Below are 19,540 nucleotides of genomic sequence, written 5' to 3'. Positions count from 1 at the left end.
AAAATAAATTGAATATTGCTTTTTTCCTAATACCAAAAAAGGAAGTTGTTTATTTAAATATACATGCCACCATGAGACAGGCGCTTGAACGAATGGAATATCATCGCTATTCAGCCGTACCATTGCTTGATAATAAGGGGAAGTATATAACAACACTCACAGAAGGAGATTTATTATGGAAGCTTAAGAACACACCTGATTTAAATTTTCATAATACAGAAAAAATCCGGTTAACAGACATCCCGTTTCATCGTAAAAATGAACCTATTTTCATTGATGCTGAAATGGAAAATATCATTTCGAGAGTGATGGAACAGAATTTCGTACCTGTTGTGGATGATCAGGGAATCTTTATAGGGATCATTAGAAGAAGGGAAATCATAGAGTATTGCGCAGATAAGTTTTTTGCAGTGAAAAGGAAATAAAAAAGGCTGCATTAAACTAACAGGTTCGGTTGAAATAACAAGTAAAATAACTTAAGAATTAGCCTACCAATTAGCTTTATAATTGGTAGGCTTTTTTTGATTTATAAGGGATTTCAGACAATATTAGGTCATTTTTAACATTTAAATTAGCATAGTAATTAGCAAACATCTGCTGAATAGCAGATTCGGGCTATTTGCCTCGCTATTTATATCTAAGCGGTGTCACAGCCGGGTAACAAAAAAAGGGAACTCCGACTTGAAAATCCAGCTCGTGCATTAAGTGTATTAGATACAGGCGTCGAGCCTGTTATTATTTTTATTTTTATCCAATTAATATTTTTTCTTCAGCATATCGAATTTTTGCTTGATTATTTGACCGAATTGCAAGTGCAAATGCCATTGTTAATGGGCCGACTCTTCCGATGAACATCATGACAGTGATGAGTATTCGACCCATTGGACTTAACTCCGGTGTAAACCCTGCACTTAATCCAACAGTTCCAAAGGCAGAGACTGTTTCAAATGCCAGCTTAGACATATCAGCTCCTTCTTCTGTAATGGTGAGTAAGAAGAAAATAATAAAAATAAAGATAATGCCTGAAACAGCAATGGAAAAAGCTCTAAAAACAAGAGACTTTGGAATCCTGCGGTTATAGACATTTATATCATCCTTATTTCTTAATACTGACCAAAGTACAAAGAGCAATAAAGCAAAAGTTGTTACTTTAATTCCTCCTCCTGTAGAACCAGAAGAGGCTCCTATAAACATTAATCCAGTCATATAAACTTGTGAGCTTAGGCTTAATTGACTTATATCAACAGTATTAAAGCCAGCTGTACGCGGTACAACCCCCTGAAAATAAGCAGCCCACCATTTATCAGCCAATCCTAAATTTCCTAAAGTCGCTGGATTATTAAATTCTAATGCAAATATTATCAGTGTGCTTATTACATTAAGCAGGATGGTAAATATAAGAGTAATTTTCGTGTGGAGCGATAACTTCTTAAAATTCTTCTTTTCATAAATATCTGCTACTACAAAGAATCCGATACCGCCAAGAATAAATAATAAAGTAATGAAGATATTTACAGTTGGATCGCCTACCCATTTACTCAAACTGTCTGGTTCTAATCCAAATCCTGCATTATTAAAGGCAGAGATGGAATGGAATATTCCATAGTATATGGCTTTTTCCAAACTCATTTCCTGTGACCAGCGAATGGCAAGCGCTATTGCTCCAATTGCTTCTACGATTAAGGTAATAATAATGATGCGCTGAACTAATTTGATAATTCCTTGTATAGAAAAGGAATTTAGTGATTCCTGCAGTAATAGTCTTTGTTTCAGCCCAATTTTTTTCCCAAGAATAATAAACATAAGAATTCCACTGGTCATAAACCCCCAACCGCCTAATTGGATCAGCACCAGTAAAACTATTTCCCCGAAGATAGTAAACGTGGTGCCCGTATCAACAACAGCTAGCCCGGTGACACAAACAGCAGAGGTTGCTTCAAAAAGAGCATCAATGAAACTAAGATGATGCCGGTCACTCGTAGCAAAAGGAATCATTAACAAACAGGTTCCAAGTATTATTAATCCCATAAATCCAAGCAGCAATATATGTGCAGGATGCAATCGTATTGTTCTTCTTTGGTTTTGATTGGCTTTTAACATGATATCTCCTTTACTACATTTATTAGGTAAATATCTTATAATGGTTTATCTTTCACTTGCTTTAGGAGGTTTTAGAATTATCCCCAACTTCTTGGCTGCATATGGTGTTGTACTTGCTTGAATAAGAATAGTCACCAGTATAGCATAAATGTGACAGAAGAGATTTCGTTTGCATAATTTATGCCTGCAGCAACAATCATTGCCGAAAGCGCAGCCGGAATTACGCCTGTTTCACGAACCCAAAACATAAAAATGATCTCATTCCAACTCCAATTTGCCTTTTTATCTGGCAGGGTACAAATTAGTACGGAAAGTGGCCGTGCAATAAACATAAAAACAAATACGATAAGAACTCCCTGCATCCAGAATTTGCTTAATATATGGAAATTCACTTGGGTACCAAGCAACATAAAGATAAGTGTCCGTAATAGTAACGTTAAAGTTTCAGAAAATTGATATGTAGATAAATTAACTTCTTCTGAAGTACGAATTTGAAACAGATGAGAGTTACCAGTGACAAGTCCAGCAGTAAATGTTGCCATTAACCCACTAGCTTCTATTGTTCCTGCAAGTAAATAAGAACTAATCGCCACAACAATACTTACAACTGTACCGTGCTGCTGTAACAAACCCCATTTATGGTCTGCAGTTAAAAAGGATCCAATTAGGCCAATAAAAATTCCTATTAACCTGATACTCCTAGGTTGTACATCTTCAGTTAAAAAATTAATAAGTAAGCAAAAGAATATTTAGTGATTTAGGAAGAGAAATTAAAAAAGGATTCATTTCAACTTAAGCAATCTATGTTTATTGAAAGGTAAGGAGGAAAATAAAATTGAAGAAACAATTTGCAGTTCTAGGATTAGGCAGTTTCGGTGGTACCCTCATTGAAGAGCTCTCTCTTCTTGATGTTGAGATTATCGCTTTAGACAAGGATATGGAAGTTGTTAACAAATATGCTGACAAAGCCACTATTGTTGTGCAGGCAAATGGTATTAACGAAAGAGAGTTAGAATCTTTAGGGATAAGAAACGTCGATCAAGCCATTGTTTCTTTTGGAGATGAAGTAGAAAACAGCATTCTTGCTACGCTGGTATTAAAGGAAATGGGAATTAAACAAGTATGGGTTAAGGCATCTAATCTCTATCACAAGAAAGTGCTTAAGAAGATAGGTGCGGATCGTGTTATATTACCTGAACATGATATGGCAAGGCGAATTGCTCATTACATCGAATCAGAAAAGATTATTGATTATATTGAACTTTCCTCCGATTATAGTCTTGTTGAAATCAAAGCTACAAAAAAATTGAGTAATAGGAGCCTTCTTGATTTAGATGCTAGAGCGCGGTATGGTTGTACCATTATTGGAATTAAAAGAAATAATACAATGATTATTTCACCTTCGGCTAAGGAAATAATTTTAGAAAATGATATATTGTTTGTTATTGGTGATAATGAGGGTTTGACGCGTTTTGAGGAAAATGAGGTATAAACGTTAAATACCTAATTAGTATAGCGTACTAGGATAGATACATGCTTTAGTTACTACTGAGCACTATCTATTCTACTGTTTCCAATGGATAAGATCTAAGAATCAATTTATAAAAACAAATGCTTTTTTCTCTTTATCCCATTAATCAGTCACTTTATATACATAACCTATTTTTTTTGTTTTTTTCTTATACTAGAGCTTATCATTTCTATAAGAACATCATTTTTAAAAATCACTTCATCAGCACCTGCACATTTAGCTTTTTGTATATTTTCCCTTAGTAATATTTGAGCAAGGCAATGTGCCTTTTTATTCAAAATTCTTATTGATAAAAGATTAATAAGAGTTTGATTGTCTACTTCACGTTCAACTTTTTCAAATCCTGAAGTTACGACAATAAATTCTGCAGTATCTGCATTAGCATATCTGTCGGATCCCCTTGTATTAATTTCACAAAAGTCAGGGGATAATGATCAATTTCTGTATTTTTTAGTGTGATCTCGGCATTTTTATTTACAGTATGACCGAATTATACTCATTGAAACAGGAGACGGCTTTTTACTTAAAAAAGTTAATGAGCAAGTAGTGAATAAGATAATCGAAAAATAATGGAGGGGATAGAATTGCCATATTCACATGTACAGCTGCTGGATGGGAATGATCCGCGGTGTAATCATTGTGAAATAATCATAGGAGGAAGTAAAAGCTCCATAAAGAAAATCGGCTGTATCCAATGGGGATAGCTGGTTTTAAAAATATTTAGAAAATCCAGTTGACAGTCAATCTACTACGTGTTACGATATACCTGTAGTAGGTCACACTGGATACCGACACCACTGAATAGCGTGATTTCCCAAAATCTATTCAGTGAAAATTTTCCTTTAGTACTAAGTTATACTGAATATAAGTCAGACAAAATAGAGGAGGCTCTGAACATGGAAAATTTAACTGAAATGTTGAAGGGTTCGCTGGAAGGCTGCGTGCTGGAAATCATCAGCCGCCATGAAACCTATGGCTACGAGATTACCCGCCGCCTGAACGAGCTTGGGTTTACCGAAGTTGTGGAAGGAACGGTCTACACCATCCTCGTGCGATTAGAAAAGAAAAAACTGGTGAACATGGAAAAGAAACCGTCAGATATAGGGCCGCCCCGCAAGTTTTACTCACTTAATGAGGCTGGCCGCCAGGAACTTGAATTGTTTTGGAAAAAATGGGATTTTGTATCATCAAAAATCAACGTCTTGAAGTCAATCTAGCTTCATAAGATATTCCGTCAGATATTTTTGGAGTGTCTTGTTCAGCTTTATAAAAAAGGAGGAAAAATAACATGATGGAAATGTTCAAAAAAATGATTGGTGATAAAAAAGAGTACAAGATGATGATGGCACGGGTTGAAGCCCTGCCAGAGGACTACCAGTTTGTATTTAAGAAAATTCAAAACTACATGTGGAATTTCTCAGCAGGCAACGGGATGGATATGCTGCACATACAGTATGAATTAATCGAGTTGTTCGAAGCCGGTGCGGCGGAAGGCAGACAAGTGCTGGAAATCACTGGGAACGACGTGGCGTCCTTCGCCGACGAACTAGTGGCAAACGCTAAAACCTATGTCGCCAAGTATCGTGAAGATTTGAATCAGAGTATTATGAAGCGATTGGGAAAAAAGTAAATTCAATAGATAATACCGACTGAATAGCTGGTTACAAATGTGAATTGCCACCTTCGTTATTCAGTTATATTTTCAACCCGGTAATAAGTTATACAGATTATCAGTCAGACTAAATAGAAGGGTATAGGCAATCTAGCTCCGCAAGGCGCTTTTTATAAGGAGGAAAAAAGTATGAGCAATGCAGCGATTTCTGTAAAAGGGTTAAAAAAATCCTTTAAAGACAAGGAAGTCTTAAAGGGGGTGGATTTTGAGGTGCGGCGTGGCGAAATTTTCGCACTGCTGGGCTCAAATGGAGCGGGCAAGACGACGACGGTCAACATCCTCTCGACGCTGATGAAGCCCGATGGCGGCGAAGTAGGTATTTGCGGCTTTGACGTCCAGCGTCAACCGGATCATGTTCGCCAGAGCATCAGCCTGACAGGGCAGTTCGCAGCTTTAGACGGCATGCTCACCGGGCGGGAAAACCTGATGATGATCGCCAAGTTGCGGGGAGTTTCCAATCCCGCTCAAGTCGCCGACAATCTGCTTGCAAGATTCAGCCTGACCGATGCGGCCAACCGCCGGGCGGACAAATATTCCGGCGGGATGAAGCGCCGGCTTGACATCGCCATGAGCCTGATCGGAACGCCAGCAGTCATTTTTCTCGACGAACCGACGACAGGGCTTGACCCCGAAGCGCGGATTGAAGTCTGGGATACCGTCAAGGAGCTTGCCGGCGGCGGCACGACCATCTTGCTGACGACTCAGTACCTGGAGGAAGCCGAACAACTGGCGGACCGTATCGCCATCCTGCATGGCGGAAAAATCATCACGACCGGTACCCTTACCGAACTCAAAGAGATGTTCCCGCCAGCGAAAGTGGAGTACATCGAGAAGCAGCCGACATTGGAGGAAATTTTCCTCGCGATCATCGGCAAAAAGGAGAAGATGTAAATGAAAAGCAAAACAGGGGTATTACTAGGGCGTTTAATGCGCAACATCATGCGCAGCCCGGATACGATTATCACGGTGGCGATTACGCCGATTATGCTGCTGCTGCTGTTTGTCTACGTATTTGGCGGCGCCATAGAGACAGGCACGGACAACTACGTTAATTATTTATTGCCGGGAATCTTGCTGATGGCTATCGCATCCGGCGTCGCTTACACTTCCGTGCGGCTGTTTACGGATGTAAAGAGCGGGCTGATGGCGCGTTTCATTACCATGCCCATCAAGCGCTCGTCGGTATTGTGGGCTCACGTGTTGACCTCGCTTGTTTCCAATGCGCTTACTGTCGTGGTGGTTATCCTCGTCGCGCTCTTGATGGGCTTCCGTTCCAGCGCTGATATCCTGGATTGGCTCGCGGTAGCTGGGATACTCGGGCTGTTTACGCTGGCGCTGACATGGCTGGCGGTCATTCCCGGATTGACAGCGGGGTCTATGGAAGGGGCGACAGCCTACTCGTACCCGCTGATTTTCCTGCCGTTTATTAGTTCGGCCTTTGTCCCCACCGAAACCATGCCTAAAATTGTCCGTGCGTTCGCTGAGAACCAGCCCGTGACTTCAATCGTGAATGCGATTCGTGCCCTCTTGTATGAAGGGTCTGTTGGCAACGGTATCTGGATCGCGCTTGCCTGGTGCGTCGGCATCATGGTCATCGCTTACTTCTTCGCCAGTAAAGCATTTAAACGCCAGTTAGGGTAAGTACACCATCGGTTCGGTGTCTTGTGGCAACTAAATCTTCCGAAATAAAATATATGTTTGGAAAAGCACGGAAAAATTTTCCGTGCTTTAATTATTTGTCGTGTTCTCAGGGTGACTATTGTCGATATAACTCCTTCATGTTATTCAACAATCGGGCGCTTATCTGTAATAAGGTAAGTGTCCATTTTAATGGAATAAAAGATTGAGTTAATCACCTAATTTTGAAATAATTGGTATTAAGCAATCGGGCAGCATTCCTGTAATGAAGAAAAATGGGGTTTGAACAAAAAATAAACCTCTTGGTAAGATATGAGTGTCCAGTGCTTGCCGGCAAAAAGGACGAACTCAAATAACCAGGAGGCTGTTCAAATGAATTATAACCAAAATAAAAAGATTGCTCAAATAACTTCTCAAACACTAATTGTAGGTGTAGATATTGCGAAGTACAAGCATGTAGCTCGTGCTCAAGACTTTAGAGGCCTAGAGTTTGGTGCACCTTGTCATTTTGAAAATACCAAATCACATTTTAATCTTTTTTTAGGCTGGATAAAACATTTGATGGAACAACACGGCATGGATAAGGTGATTATTGGAATGGAGCCGACAGGTCATTATTGGCTCAACCTCGCTCATTTTCTTAAAGAAGAGGAGATAAAGTTTGTCGTGGTAAATCCTATGCATGTGAAGAAATCTAAAGAATTAGATGATAATTCTCCAACCAAAAATGATGTGAAGGACGCTAAAGTCATTGCACAGCTAGTCAAAGATGGGAGATATGCCGAACCTAATATTCCACAAGGAGTTTATGCAGAACTTCGTGTGGCAAGGAAAATACGCGATCTCTTATTTGTTGACTTACAAGCTGTGCAGGGGCAAATTCATAACTGGTTAGATCGATATTTTCCTGAATTCCTTACAGTGTTTAAGGATTGGGAAGGAAAAGCAGCATTACAATTATTAAAGTTAAACGTATTACCACATGAGTTAGAGATAGTCTCGGAACAAGAGATCCTCATTCACCTCAGAAAAGCTGTAAAACGTGCGGTTGGACTCAGTAAAATTCAAGAACTTAAACGAGTAGCCAAAGACTCTATCGGTATTCGTGAAGGTTCAAGGATGGCTAAATTAGAGCTTCGCACTTTACTAGACAAGTATGAGTTAATAAATGAAAAGTTCGAAGAACTAGAATCTGATATTGATGGACTCCTTGAACGGATACCAGGTGTTCAACAAATGTTGGCCATCACAGGAATCGGCAAGGACACTGTAGCTGGCTTCTTTTCTGAAGTAGGGAATTTAAGTTACTATTCTCACCCTCGACAAATCATCAAGTTAGCTGGGTTGAGTTTAAAGGAGAACACCTCTGGAAAGCACAAAGGGCATACGAAGATTACAAAGAGAGGCAGGAAGACACTAAGGGCTCTCCTCTTCCGAGTAGCGATGCCTTTAGTAGCTAAGAACACTGCTTTTAAAGCTTTACATGAGTATTTTACAACACGTAAAAATAATCCTCTAAAGAAAATGCAGTCTCTTATAGCGATATGTAATAAGCTTATACGTATTCTTTTTACGATTGGTACAAAACAATGTGAATTTAGTGAAGATAGAATGTTGAAGGATATTCCTCATATGGCTCCTTTACTGAAAGCAGCTTAGGGTTCATTAGTTAATATTCAAAAGGTTTTATTTAGATTATTATTTAGACATTTGAAGCACGGATTAGTCAGTAAAACAATTAAAGTAAGGACTTTGATCCTGTCGGGCAGCATCACTGACATCCACCTCATGGAAAGGTTGGACGAAGGAATTTTGGAGCGTAGACTCTGTGAGACATGGGAGGGTTGACCTCCATGAGACATGTGGACATCCACCAGTGCAACCATACTTTAACTAGATAACCACTTTTTGGATAGGAGTGGTTAGGCAGTTAAGGACTTTTTTTCTCTAACGCACCAAAAATATCCTTATTTTCAACTTACATCCATAACTTTGATGTCTAATTAAAATAAATCATAATGAAATCTTAAGAAAAAGCTAGAAATCCAGAGTTATTCCTTTCTTTATAGAGGGAGTTTAATGGAGGATCCGAAATTATTTTTTCTTCAGCAAACGGGCCATTTTCTTGAATAAGAGAAAGATCGGTGATTTTGGAAAATGTGGACTTATCGATTCCAAGGAAGTTTAGTTGAACAAAAGATAAAGTTGTTATGGGGTCTAATAAAACTTTATCCATAATACTTTTTTCAAAATGGATTCTTTTTATTTATTTTAAATATGGGCTTGCGAGGTATTTTTGATCAGACTTTATTTCAAAGCAACATTTACTGATTAAAAATAAAACAACATTATTGTTACTATACACAAAGTTTGTAAGCGTGCGGCAAACTCTCCATATAAGAAAATTGGGTATATACGAAAAAATGGCGGTTTGCTTCCTCATTTCACTGAAGAATTTGGAAGTATCCGCTCATTTCATTCGCACATGGACACTTTTCCTTATTTCGATTGCAGGAATTCGAGCACGGCGCTCAGGAATTCGGCTTGATACTCCACATTCGACAGGTGAACTGCGGGCAGCATGACGAGCTTCGCGTTCGGCACCGTCTCGGCGATCAATTCTCCGTGGCTGGGAAGCGTCACTATATCATACTGGCCAGCAATGACTAGTGTCGGGCTGCTGATAAGGGCGACAGTCCGGCGCATATCCATGTCACGGATCGCAGTCCAGCTTCCTGCAATTCCCTGAGCACGAGTAGCGAGCACCATCTTGCGAAACGACGTGACGAGCGCGTTCTTCGACTCCAGCATATGCGAAGGGAACCAGTTCTTCATGAACATATCGGCGAATTCGGTCAGGTTCTCTGGTTGCAGCACAGAGGCGATTAGGCCCTCCCATTGCTCGGCCGGCCCCAGGTAGGAGGAGGTATTGCTCAGAATCAGCCGATCGATCCGCTCGGGAGCGTAGATGCCGAGCCATTGTCCGATGGCACCGCCTAGCGACAGCCCGAGGAAATGCACACGGTCGATGTGAAGCGCGTCGATCAGTTCGATTACATCCCGTCCCAGTCTGTCGAACGAATACGGACCGGCGGGCGTATCCGAGTCGCCATGCCCCCGATAGTCGTAGCGAAGCACTCGGAAATGCCGAGAAAATTCAGCTAGCTGGCCATCCCACATGTTCATCGAGGTGGCGATGGAGTTCGCAAGCATCAATACCGGCTTACTGGCTGATCCATCGATTCGATAAGCAATCCGAACTCCATCACCGGTCGTTAAAAGTTTAACCCATCAGTCGCTCTGGTTTCGTTTAATGTCATTGTCATATTTCTCAATCTCCTTTAAGGTTTGTTATTGTCATTTTATTAGGGATAACGTACATTTTAAATAAGATTATTAAGGAGTATTGGACTTCAAAACTTAATTTTTTATTTCAGGCCAATAACTTTTAAAAATGAGGTGTCGTGTTTATGGATCAAATCGATTATAAAATCTTGGCCACGCTGCAGGATAACGCCCGGATTCCCATTTCCGAGATGAGCAGAATGATCGATGTCGCAGCCAGCTGTAACGGAAAGACTTCGGAAGCTGGAGGAGCGAGGGGTCATAACGGGCTATCGGGCAGAGCTTTCTCCACATAAGCTTGGCAAGCATACAATCGCATTCGTTTTGTTTAAAACGAATAACTGCAAGGATTTCGAAACTTTCGGTGAAGCGTCCCCTGAGATTATCGATCTTTACAGAACCAGCGGAGAGTATAATTATCTAATGAAGGTGTTAACAGAAACGAGTGAATCATTGGCAAGATTTCATGATGCTTGCAACGCATTTGGATTTTCAACGACCCTAATTGTTCTCTCAACGAGATTTGAGGATAAAAGTCTTGTAGGATGCGATGTTTTGAAAAAAGTTTAACCGTTTATATGTGGATTTTTGATAATGTAGGATTTTTTCTTATTAAGCAAAACCAGCTAATAGTTTGTCAACATTTTTCATTAAAAAACTATATTTCTTCGTGCTATACTAAAAATGTCATGACAAATAACCTTCCTTAATTTATACATTTGGAAGGTTTTTCATTTTATGTTTGGATGTAGTACTTAAACTATATCTTGGAAGGTTGATTTACTTTTTAATAGGGCATAGATCCAGTGTAAAAGCTTATTTACACAGGCAATGACGGCGACTCGAAAGGGTTTACCTTCATCGCGCTTTTTATCATAAAACTCTCGTAGTTTCTTATTTCTTGCGATAATGTCATCGGTCGTCTTTTGCTTTCTGGCATCACGAATTCCACACCGTACAGCCATATATAACGCTCGTCTTAATCGACTAGACCCTCGTTTGGTGATTTTGTTTTGAGTGGCGGTAAATCTGCCAGAAGAATAAACACTAGGATCTATTCCTGCAAATGCAACTAACTTTTTTGGGTGATTAAACTATCTCCCCAATTTCTGAGATGATTGTTGCTGCAATCTTCTCTCCGATACCAGGGATAGATTGGATAATCTCATTTTCTTTAATTTCTTTTGCGAGGGCATCTATTTCTGCTGCTAACTTTGATAGATGCTCTTCGTATTGAAGAACCATGTTAATTAATATTTTCAGATTAAAGATGTGACTATCATACATATGTTGTTGAAATGGGTTTCTTCTAGCCGCCTCAATAAGTTTATCAGTTTTTTCTTTTGCCCACTGATCCGATCGACTCTTACATAGTGACGAAATAATGTCGATTAAATCCAACTTGGGTACCTTTAAAACAGACTCTGAAGTAGGAAATTTTTCAAGCATTTTTAAAGAGACTTTGGAATATAAATTCCCAAAAACACCTCGATATTCAGGGAACACTTGATCCAATAGAGACTGCAATTGTAGTTTGGTTTGAGAAGAAACACTTGCAATAGCTTCCTGTTGCCTTGTTAGATTTCTCAGATTTAAAAGTTGTATTCCTCTTTTTCTATGTGGTGCTAACTCTTCCTTATAAAATAGTTCACAAAGTTGGTACGCATCTACTGGGTCTGTCTTTACTTTCCTCAAGTTGGTACTTCGTGAACGATGAGAAATAAGAGGGTTCACAATAATATACACATAGTCATGGTCATCTAAGAACTGCACGGCAGGTGAATGATAAGGACCAGTTGATTCTAAGATAACCGAAGGTTTAATTCCATCAGCTACTTTCGTAACCTTCCAAGTAATCTAGTAAGCTATCTAGCCCATCCAATGTATGCCTAATACTAAAGCTTTTCCGATAAGGTTTTCCTTTATCTAAAAAAGCTTGTACCTGACTTTCTCCTTTTGAAACATCCAGACCGATCACTGGATTCATCTATCAATCTCCTCCTAAAATGAAATTAGTCGGTAACCCCTAAGCTCCTTGTAATGTCATAGGTTCGCTTGTTTAAACGGGATCAGTGTCCCAACCAGCCAGAAACATGCTTTAAGCGAATAAATTTCCATGTCAAATACCTATTTTAAAACTTTTTATAAAAAACCCTTCACATACCATAGAGGGGTATGGTAATATGTATTTAAGGAGGTGAGGCAATGTCGATGAATTCAGAAAGTCTTGATAAAATTGTTGAAATCGATCAATGCTGCTCATCAGATGGTGAAAGAAAAAGCCACCACTCAGATAAAGTGAAAAATAATTTAACAACAAGATTAAATCGAATTGAAGGACAAATTCGAGGAATAAAAGGGTTAATTGAAAAAGATACGTACTGTGATGATGTTATTACTCAAATATCTGCTACTCAATCTGCTTTAAATAGTGTTGCCCGAATTTTGCTTGAAGGGCATATGAAGACATGTGTTCTAGAGAAAATTCAAGAAGGAGATACGGAGATTTTAGATGAGGTAATGGTAACAATTCAAAAACTAATGAAAAAATAAAAGGAGAATATGTGATATGGAAAAAATGACTCTAAACGTAAAAGGAATGTCATGTGGGCATTGTATTCATTCAATTGAAGGCAGTGTAGGGGAATTAACCGGAGTTACTAATGTTAAAGTAAACTTGGATTCAGGAACTGTTAGTGTCGAATTTAACCCAAATGAAGTTACCCTTGATAAGATCAAAGAAACAATTGATGATCAAGGTTATGATGTTCAATAAATTCGAATAAAGAACGTGCAAATAAGCACGATTTCTTTTTTAAATGAAATATACTATACCTAGGTATAGTAATATGAATATAAAAAGAGTAAGGGGAGTAAAGAATGGATAATGAAAAATTAGTAGTTAAAGGAATGTCATGTGGGCATTGTGTGAATTCAATTGAAGGAAACGTAGGAAAATTAAATGGTGTTCATTTTGTAAAGGTTCACTTAAATGAAGAAAAAGTAGATGTATCATTTGATTCAAAAGAAATTTCCTTAAAGGAAATTACTGACGTTATAGAAGATCAGGGTTATGATGTAGTGCTTAGTAAATCGCCTAAAGATCAAAGCTGTCATTAAGGAGAATAAAACGTGCTGTATAGGCGGCACGTTTTATTCTCCAAAAAATATACCCTACTATAGTATGTGGGGATAGGAGTGTAAGGTTATGAGCGATAAAAAAGAAACAACACTTCAAATAGCTGGCATGACATGTGCAGCTTGTGCAGTGAGAATAGAAAAAGGTCTCAAAAAAATAGATGGAGTAGAGGATGCGAGCGTAAATTTCGCATTAGAAAAATCAAAAGTAACATTTGATCCGTCTAAATCAAACGTAAATCAGCTTAAAGAAAAAGTGGAATCTTTAGGATACAAAGTAGTAAGTGAAAAAGCAGAATTTGATATAAGCGGAATGACATGTGCAGCGTGTGCTAATAAAATTGAAAAACGTTTAAATAAGTTAAATGGAGTACAAAATGCAACGGTAAATTTCGCCTTAGAATCTGCGTTAGTAGAATATAATCCGGATGAAATTTCTATCGTTGATATGAAAGAGGCCATTAAGAAATTGGGCTATAGCTTAGAACAAAAGCAAGAAACTACAGGCGAAAAGGTTGATCATAGACTGAAGGAAATTGAGAAACAAACAGGAAAATTCATTTTCTCTTCTATTTTGTCTATCCCTTTACTTTGGGCGATGGTCAGTCATTTTGAATTTACATCTTTTATTTGGCTGCCAGAGATGTTTATGAATCCATGGGTACAGCTCGCGCTTGCGACACCCGTTCAATTTTTAGTCGGCGGCCAATTTTACGTAGGCGCCTATAAAGCTTTAAGAAATAAAAGTGCAAACATGGATGTTTTGGTGGCGCTTGGCACCTCTGCAGCTTATTTCTACAGTATCTACCTAAGCATTCAAACAATAGGTTCTGATGCACATATGGCGGAATTATATTTTGAAACAAGTGCTGTGTTAATTACCCTTATTATATTAGGTAAACTGTTTGAGGCAAAAGCAAAGGGACGTTCATCTGAAGCCATTAAGAAGCTTATGGGCATGCAGGCGAAAACGGCCACAGTGTTTAGAGACGGCCAAGAATTGAATGTGCCAATTGAAGAGGTAATCGCTGGTGATATCGTATACGTGAAACCAGGTGAAAAGGTACCTGTTGATGGTGAGATTTTTGAAGGAAGATCTGCTCTTGATGAGTCAATGATTACAGGTGAAAGTATACCTGTCGATAAAACAGCTGGAGATGTAGTAATAGGATCAACGATTAACAAGAACGGATTTTTAAAGGTAAAAGCAACAAAGGTAGGAAAGGATACCGCCTTAGCTCAAATCATTAAAGTAGTCGAAGAAGCTCAAGGATCAAAAGCACCAATCCAACGTTTAGCTGATGTTATCTCAGGAATATTCGTCCCAATAGTAGTTGGGATAGCCATTGTAACATTTCTAGTTTGGTACTTTGTTGTAAGTCCTGGAGAGTTTGCAGTAGCTCTTGAAAAGTTAATTGCTGTATTAGTTATCGCTTGTCCATGTGCTCTAGGTCTAGCTACGCCTACGTCTATTATGGCAGGGTCGGGCCGTGCTGCTGAATATGGAATTTTGTTTAAAGGCGGAGAGCATCTTGAAACGACTCATCGATTGGATACAGTGATCCTAGATAAAACAGGAACTGTAACAAATGGAAAACCAACACTTACAGATGTTATTCTTTCAAATGGATTTGAGGAAAAGGAATTTTTAAAGGTAGTCGGTGCTGCAGAAAGAAATTCTGAACATCCGTTAGCTGAGGCAATTGTCCAAGGCATTAAAGAAAAAGGGATTGAACTAGGCAGCTCTGAACATTTCGAAGCAATTCCTGGTTTCGGAATCGAATCTAAAGTTGAAAGCAAATCCTTGCTTATCGGAACGCGCCGACTTATGGAGAAACATAACATTGATGTTGGGAACATATTACCTAAGATGGAAAACTTAGAAAAGCAAGGTAAGACCGCAATGCTAGTCGCAATTGATCATCAATTTGCCGGAGTGATTGCTGTTGCAGATACAATTAAAGAAACCTCTCAAAAAGCGATTGAAAGGTTAAAAAAGATGGGTCTAGAGGTTGTTATGATTACAGGAGATAACAAGCAGACAGCACAAGCCATTGCAAATGAAGTCGGAATTGACCATGTTATTGCAGAAGTTCTGCCAGAAGGAAAGGCAGAAGAAGTTAAAAAGCTTCAAAAAGCTGGAAAGAAAGTGGCGATGGTCGGTGACGGTATTAACGATGCACCAGCGTTAGCTACTGCAGATATAGGCATGGCAATCGGTACTGGTACTGATGTAGCAATGGAGGCTGCTGATATCACCTTAATCAGAGGAGACTTAAATAGTATTGCCGATGCCATCTATATGAGTAAAATGACGATTCGGAATATCAAGCAAAATCTATTTTGGGCCTTTGCTTATAATGCTTTAGGAGTTCCAATTGCAGCACTGGGCTTTCTGGCACCATGGCTTGCAGGAGTAGCAATGGCATTTAGTTCAGTTTCCGTTGTTTTAAACGCACTCAGATTACAAAGGATTAAGCTAAAAGGATAATTTATCTATTAAAAAGAGAGGAGTGTTTTTATGAAACAAAAAAATATTTTGACTTGGGCGATTTCAGCCATTGTTTATCTCGGGTTAGTAATTGGCGGATATACCGTATATGCAAGCATGAATCATAATAATGATCACACTGATACCCATTCGGCTGCATCAAATAGTAACGAGAAAAAAGAAACGAGTACTGAGGAAGAGCATAACGATGATCATACTAGTCAAAAAAGTGAGGGTACGGATTCAGAACATTCAGATCATGCGGCTCGTTCAGAAAGTGAAGTGGTCACAAACGTAAAATATGAGGAAGGCTTAATTACCATTGATTTAAAAGATAAAGATCAAAACTCACCTGAATTAGAAATTTCACACGAAAAAATAATGCATTTCATTATTGTAAGTGCCGACTTAGAAGATTATTATCATTTACATCCTGAGGAAAAAGGAAATGGCATGTATACTCTAAAATTCGACCTACCAGAAAACTCTTATAAAGCATTTGTTGATATTAAACCAAAAAACCTTGCCTATCAGGTTAGTCCGATAGAACTGAATGTGGGGAATGGTCATGGTGAACATGAGGATAATACACTAAAGGCTGATACAAACTTAACAAAAACAATCAATGAAAAGACAGTTGAATTAACAACTACAGAGCTAGTATCAAACAAAGATGTTACGTTAAGTTTTGATACGAAAGGGATTACTCCAGAGCCCTATCTAGGGGCTTTAGGCCATGTTGTTATTTTGGATGATAAGGGTGAGAAATTTGTACATGTGCACCCTGCATCAGAAGAAAAGACAGTATTTAAAACAAAATTTGATAAACCTGGGATCTACAAAGTGTGGGGAGAATTTAAATTTGATGGTAAAGTCAATATCTATCCATTTGTTATAAAGGTCAAATAAAAAGGAAGAACAAAGGGGAATTTTTATGAACTTAGATGGGGTTAGCAAACATCTATTAATCTGCAACGGGAAAACATGCACGAAAAATGGAGCTGAAGAAGTAACAGAGACCATTAGGGGAGAATTGAAAAACTTAGAGCTGCAAAAGGAGATTCACACAACAAAGACATTATGTAACGGCCAATGCAAACATGGTCCGATCGCTGTTTTATATCCACAAGGAACCTGGTATAAAGAAATGAATAAAACAAAAAGTGAAGAACTTGTTCGTCAATTGAAAGAAGAAGGAGATGTTCATTTAGGTTCTGAACTTTACTACCATAATGGGAAAACATTTAAGAATCATGAGGGTGAACGTTAACATCTTATATCTTTATCGAAAATGGCATTTCTGTACTAACAGGGCACTTTTCTATGTAATAAGTGTTGAATGACAATAAAGTCGATAACACATTCCTCATGTATCTATAAATCGTTCTTCTCAGGGAGAAGAAAAATCGTAATTATAATGGCCATGGAAACCCAATCGGGCTACCAAAATGGTCGAGACGTTTGATATAACAGTGGATCCAATAGAGAAGATAATTGACAGAATCCATTGTGAATAACTGGAATGGTTGAATAAGGGAACTCTCTAACTAATAAAATCTATTTTAGTCAAACTCCTTCAGGCGATAGAGGTATTTCTTGTACTTAAATCAGAAGGAAAGCTTGCAATTTGATTTAGCGAAATAGCTAGTCTGTCTCAGGTGGATTTAAAGAAGTACGGTTTTACCGATACATCCTCGAAAAAGTTAAAAGTTTACTAATAGGAACAGGGTACTATAGTACCCTTTTTGAATTATCTCTCATATACCATAGAGGGGTATCCTATAATATTTTAAGGAAGGAGGAAATGAGATAAAAGCTTATGCTGAAAATTAAACGATCTTACTAAAATTAACGGAGGGATGGATATGTCAAAAACAAAGTGGCATTTACAAGGAGAATGGTTTGATGTCTGCAGCTGTAAACTTCCTTGTCCTTGCACATTTGCACAAGAGCCTACACATGGTGATTGTCTCTTTACTTTGGTATGGAAAGTTCATAAGGGGTATTACAATAACATAAATTTGGATGGTTTTGGAGTGGTTGCTCTTGGTGAATTTGCAGGAAATATGTGGGTAGGCGATCCAAATGCGATGATGAAGTTGATGTTCTATATCGATGAGCGTGCTGATCAAGAACAGCGTTGGGCCCTTGAACAAATTTTCACTGGTAAGGTAGGCGGATGGGCCGGAGAATTTGGCAGTCTCATTGGAGAACTACGTGGAATAGAGTATGTACCAATCAAGTTTGAGGCTGCAGATGATTTAGCCTATTGGCGAGCGGAGATTCCAGGTAAGGTGTCTGTTGGTGCTGAAGCTCTAACAGGCCCAACAGCAGATCCGAATCGCCGAGTTCAGCTGCATAACCCACCTGGTTCTGAAACAGGTCCAGGACAAATTGCCACTTGGGGAGTCGTAATAGATGATAAAGCCATTGGATTTGATTTTTCTCATGAATATAAAGGGAAATCCAGTAAGCATATCCCTTTTGACTGGAAAGTTGAATTTTGATGAATACAGAGGTAAAACAATCTTTGATTGTTCGTTTGCTAAGTACACGGACGATCGGTAACATTCCACTAGCTGCGATTCTTTTGGGAATAACAATCATAGCGTGGATTATTACACTAGATCACTTTGGAAAAATGGATAGTGGTCCTGGAATGGAGCTTGGTACATTAGGTTGGTATGTAGGGATGTGGGTAACGATGACGGCAGCGATGATGCTGCCGTCTGTCACACCAATGGTATTGACATTTGCCAAAGTGTCGGCAAATCGTGCCCGAAGTCAGCAGATACCGATTGTACCAACATGGATCTTTCTGATGGGATATTTGATTGCCTGGATTGTATATGGTCTAATCGCCTATGGACTTTATTGGTTCATCGCCTCATTAGATCTTTCCTTTCTAGCATGGGATCAACAAGGACCGATCGTTGCCGGTCTCACTGTTGCTTTAGGAGGTCTTTACCAAATTACTCCTCTTAAACAAGCATGTTTACGTCATTGCCGTAATCCTCTTCACTATGTGTTAAATGGGTGGCGTGGGGGCCGGATGGGTGCGATTCGTATGGGAGTCGAACATGGATTTCATTGTGTGGGTTGCTGCTGGGGGCTGATGGTAATTTTGTTTGCAGTCGGTATGATGAATCTGTTCTGGATGGGAATTGTCACGCTGCTTACCTTCCTTGAGAAAACTCTACCTACAGGTGAACGTTTTTCAAAGGTGATCGGGATAGGTCTAGTTTTATTGGGAATATGGATAATGATAGATCCAGGTAGTGTACCATTCTTCGTAGAACCAGATACGAGTACTAATGTTCCATCACATAGTAAGCATAGTGAATAGTTTGAATTACTCCAGTCATTCGTATTTTTAACGGGGGTGTTAGTTGAATAAGAAATTGGTATACAACGCATAAATCCACGGATTTATCCGACATGTCCTGATTTATCACCCAGAAAAACACTGAGGGATAAATCGAACATGTCTTTCTTAGGCGTAATTCCGACTGGCGATACTCGGGATTAAATGGATTCAAAAACAATAGGATGTTCGAATATACTTCACGCATTGGGTTCAACCTTTCTATTTAAATTTAAGACTTGTTCAATTCATTGGATATGA

The 19,540-nt window shown here is 38.9% G+C and carries 18 protein-coding genes and 2 pseudogenes; 16 read left to right on the top strand and 4 right to left on the bottom strand.

Annotated elements, in window-relative coordinates:
- Positions 1–8: 8 nt before the first annotated feature.
- Entirely contained in the window at positions 9–425 is a 417-nt protein-coding gene (locus QFZ72_RS16935) for a CBS domain-containing protein (protein ID WP_307435422.1), read from the top strand.
- A 322-nt stretch (positions 426–747) separates the two neighbouring features.
- Here QFZ72_RS16935 and QFZ72_RS16930 read toward each other — a convergent pair whose 3' ends face one another.
- Together QFZ72_RS16930 and QFZ72_RS16925 are read right to left on the bottom strand one after the other, a co-directional pair.
- Entirely contained in the window at positions 748–2,100 is a 1,353-nt protein-coding gene (locus QFZ72_RS16930) for a TrkH family potassium uptake protein (protein WP_307435421.1), read from the bottom strand.
- 131 nt (positions 2,101–2,231) lie between these two features.
- Positions 2,232–2,780: a cation:proton antiporter domain-containing protein gene (locus tag QFZ72_RS16925; protein ID WP_307439830.1), complete on the bottom strand. Its 549-nt coding sequence runs from the start codon at positions 2,778–2,780 to the stop codon at positions 2,232–2,234.
- Between the two features lie 155 nt (positions 2,781–2,935).
- Between QFZ72_RS16925 and QFZ72_RS16920 the strand changes: the two genes are divergently transcribed.
- The 6 genes from QFZ72_RS16920 to QFZ72_RS16895 all read left to right on the top strand — a co-directional run bounded on the left by QFZ72_RS16920 (position 2,936) and on the right by QFZ72_RS16895 (position 8,600).
- Positions 2,936–3,592, top strand: a complete 657-nt coding sequence (locus QFZ72_RS16920) for a potassium channel family protein (protein WP_307435419.1) — start codon at positions 2,936–2,938, stop codon at positions 3,590–3,592.
- A 935-nt stretch (positions 3,593–4,527) separates the two neighbouring features.
- Entirely contained in the window at positions 4,528–4,848 is a 321-nt protein-coding gene (locus QFZ72_RS16915; RefSeq protein WP_307435417.1) for a PadR family transcriptional regulator, read from the top strand.
- A 71-nt stretch (positions 4,849–4,919) separates the two neighbouring features.
- Complete coding sequence (locus tag QFZ72_RS16910; RefSeq protein ID WP_307435414.1) at positions 4,920–5,261, top strand: DUF1048 domain-containing protein; 342 nt, start codon at positions 4,920–4,922, stop codon at positions 5,259–5,261.
- A gap of 171 nt (positions 5,262–5,432) precedes the next feature.
- Complete coding sequence (locus QFZ72_RS16905) at positions 5,433–6,194, top strand: ABC transporter ATP-binding protein (RefSeq protein WP_307435411.1); 762 nt, start codon at positions 5,433–5,435, stop codon at positions 6,192–6,194.
- Complete coding sequence (locus tag QFZ72_RS16900; protein WP_307435408.1) at positions 6,195–6,944, top strand: ABC transporter permease; 750 nt, start codon at positions 6,195–6,197, stop codon at positions 6,942–6,944.
- 369 nt (positions 6,945–7,313) lie between these two features.
- On the top strand, positions 7,314–8,600 hold the full coding sequence (locus QFZ72_RS16895) for an IS110 family RNA-guided transposase (RefSeq protein WP_307430751.1): 1,287 nt from the start codon (positions 7,314–7,316) through the stop codon (positions 8,598–8,600).
- Positions 8,601–9,440: 840 nt separating this feature from the next.
- Here QFZ72_RS16895 and QFZ72_RS16890 read toward each other — a convergent pair.
- Complete coding sequence (locus QFZ72_RS16890; RefSeq protein WP_307435406.1) at positions 9,441–10,154, bottom strand: alpha/beta fold hydrolase; 714 nt, start codon at positions 10,152–10,154, stop codon at positions 9,441–9,443.
- A 257-nt stretch (positions 10,155–10,411) separates the two neighbouring features.
- Between QFZ72_RS16890 and QFZ72_RS16885 the strand changes: the two are divergent.
- Positions 10,412–10,856 (top strand): annotated as a pseudogene (locus tag QFZ72_RS16885) (Lrp/AsnC family transcriptional regulator).
- Positions 10,857–11,041: 185 nt separating this feature from the next.
- On the opposite strand, the pseudogene QFZ72_RS16880 reads toward QFZ72_RS16885, so the two are convergent.
- Positions 11,042–12,273 (bottom strand): annotated as a pseudogene (locus tag QFZ72_RS16880) (IS110 family RNA-guided transposase).
- A gap of 224 nt (positions 12,274–12,497) precedes the next feature.
- Here QFZ72_RS16880 and QFZ72_RS16875 point away from each other — a divergent pair.
- From QFZ72_RS16875 to QFZ72_RS16840, 8 genes are all read left to right on the top strand, one after another.
- Positions 12,498–12,839 carry a metal-sensitive transcriptional regulator gene (locus tag QFZ72_RS16875; RefSeq protein WP_307439828.1) on the top strand — a complete coding sequence of 114 codons (342 nt, stop codon included), beginning with the start codon at positions 12,498–12,500 and terminating at the stop codon, positions 12,837–12,839.
- 16 nt (positions 12,840–12,855) lie between these two features.
- A complete protein-coding gene (gene copZ / locus QFZ72_RS16870; RefSeq protein WP_307435403.1) occupies positions 12,856–13,062 on the top strand; it encodes a copper chaperone CopZ in 207 nt (68 codons plus the stop codon).
- 104 nt (positions 13,063–13,166) lie between these two features.
- On the top strand, positions 13,167–13,406 hold the full coding sequence (copZ, locus tag QFZ72_RS16865) for a copper chaperone CopZ (protein WP_307435400.1): 240 nt from the start codon (positions 13,167–13,169) through the stop codon (positions 13,404–13,406).
- An 88-nt stretch (positions 13,407–13,494) separates the two neighbouring features.
- Positions 13,495–15,915 carry a heavy metal translocating P-type ATPase gene (locus tag QFZ72_RS16860; RefSeq protein ID WP_307435397.1) on the top strand — a complete coding sequence of 807 codons (2,421 nt, stop codon included), beginning with the start codon at positions 13,495–13,497 and terminating at the stop codon, positions 15,913–15,915.
- A gap of 30 nt (positions 15,916–15,945) precedes the next feature.
- Positions 15,946–16,824: a hypothetical protein gene (locus QFZ72_RS16855; protein WP_307435394.1), complete on the top strand. Its 879-nt coding sequence runs from the start codon at positions 15,946–15,948 to the stop codon at positions 16,822–16,824.
- Between the two features lie 25 nt (positions 16,825–16,849).
- Positions 16,850–17,185: a (2Fe-2S) ferredoxin domain-containing protein gene (locus tag QFZ72_RS16850; protein WP_307435391.1), complete on the top strand. Its 336-nt coding sequence runs from the start codon at positions 16,850–16,852 to the stop codon at positions 17,183–17,185.
- Between the two features lie 595 nt (positions 17,186–17,780).
- Positions 17,781–18,422, top strand: a complete 642-nt coding sequence (locus tag QFZ72_RS16845) for a DUF1326 domain-containing protein (protein ID WP_307435389.1) — start codon at positions 17,781–17,783, stop codon at positions 18,420–18,422.
- Positions 18,423–18,457: 35 nt separating this feature from the next.
- Complete coding sequence (locus QFZ72_RS16840; protein WP_307435387.1) at positions 18,458–19,261, top strand: DUF2182 domain-containing protein; 804 nt, start codon at positions 18,458–18,460, stop codon at positions 19,259–19,261.
- The last annotated feature ends 279 nt before the right edge of the window (positions 19,262–19,540 follow it).

Source organism: Bacillus sp. V2I10 (genome assembly GCF_030817055.1).
GTDB lineage: Bacteria > Bacillota > Bacilli > Bacillales > Bacillaceae > Bacillus_P.
The sequence above is the reverse complement of the archived record's forward strand: the minus strand, read 5'-3'. Positions and strand labels throughout refer to the sequence as shown.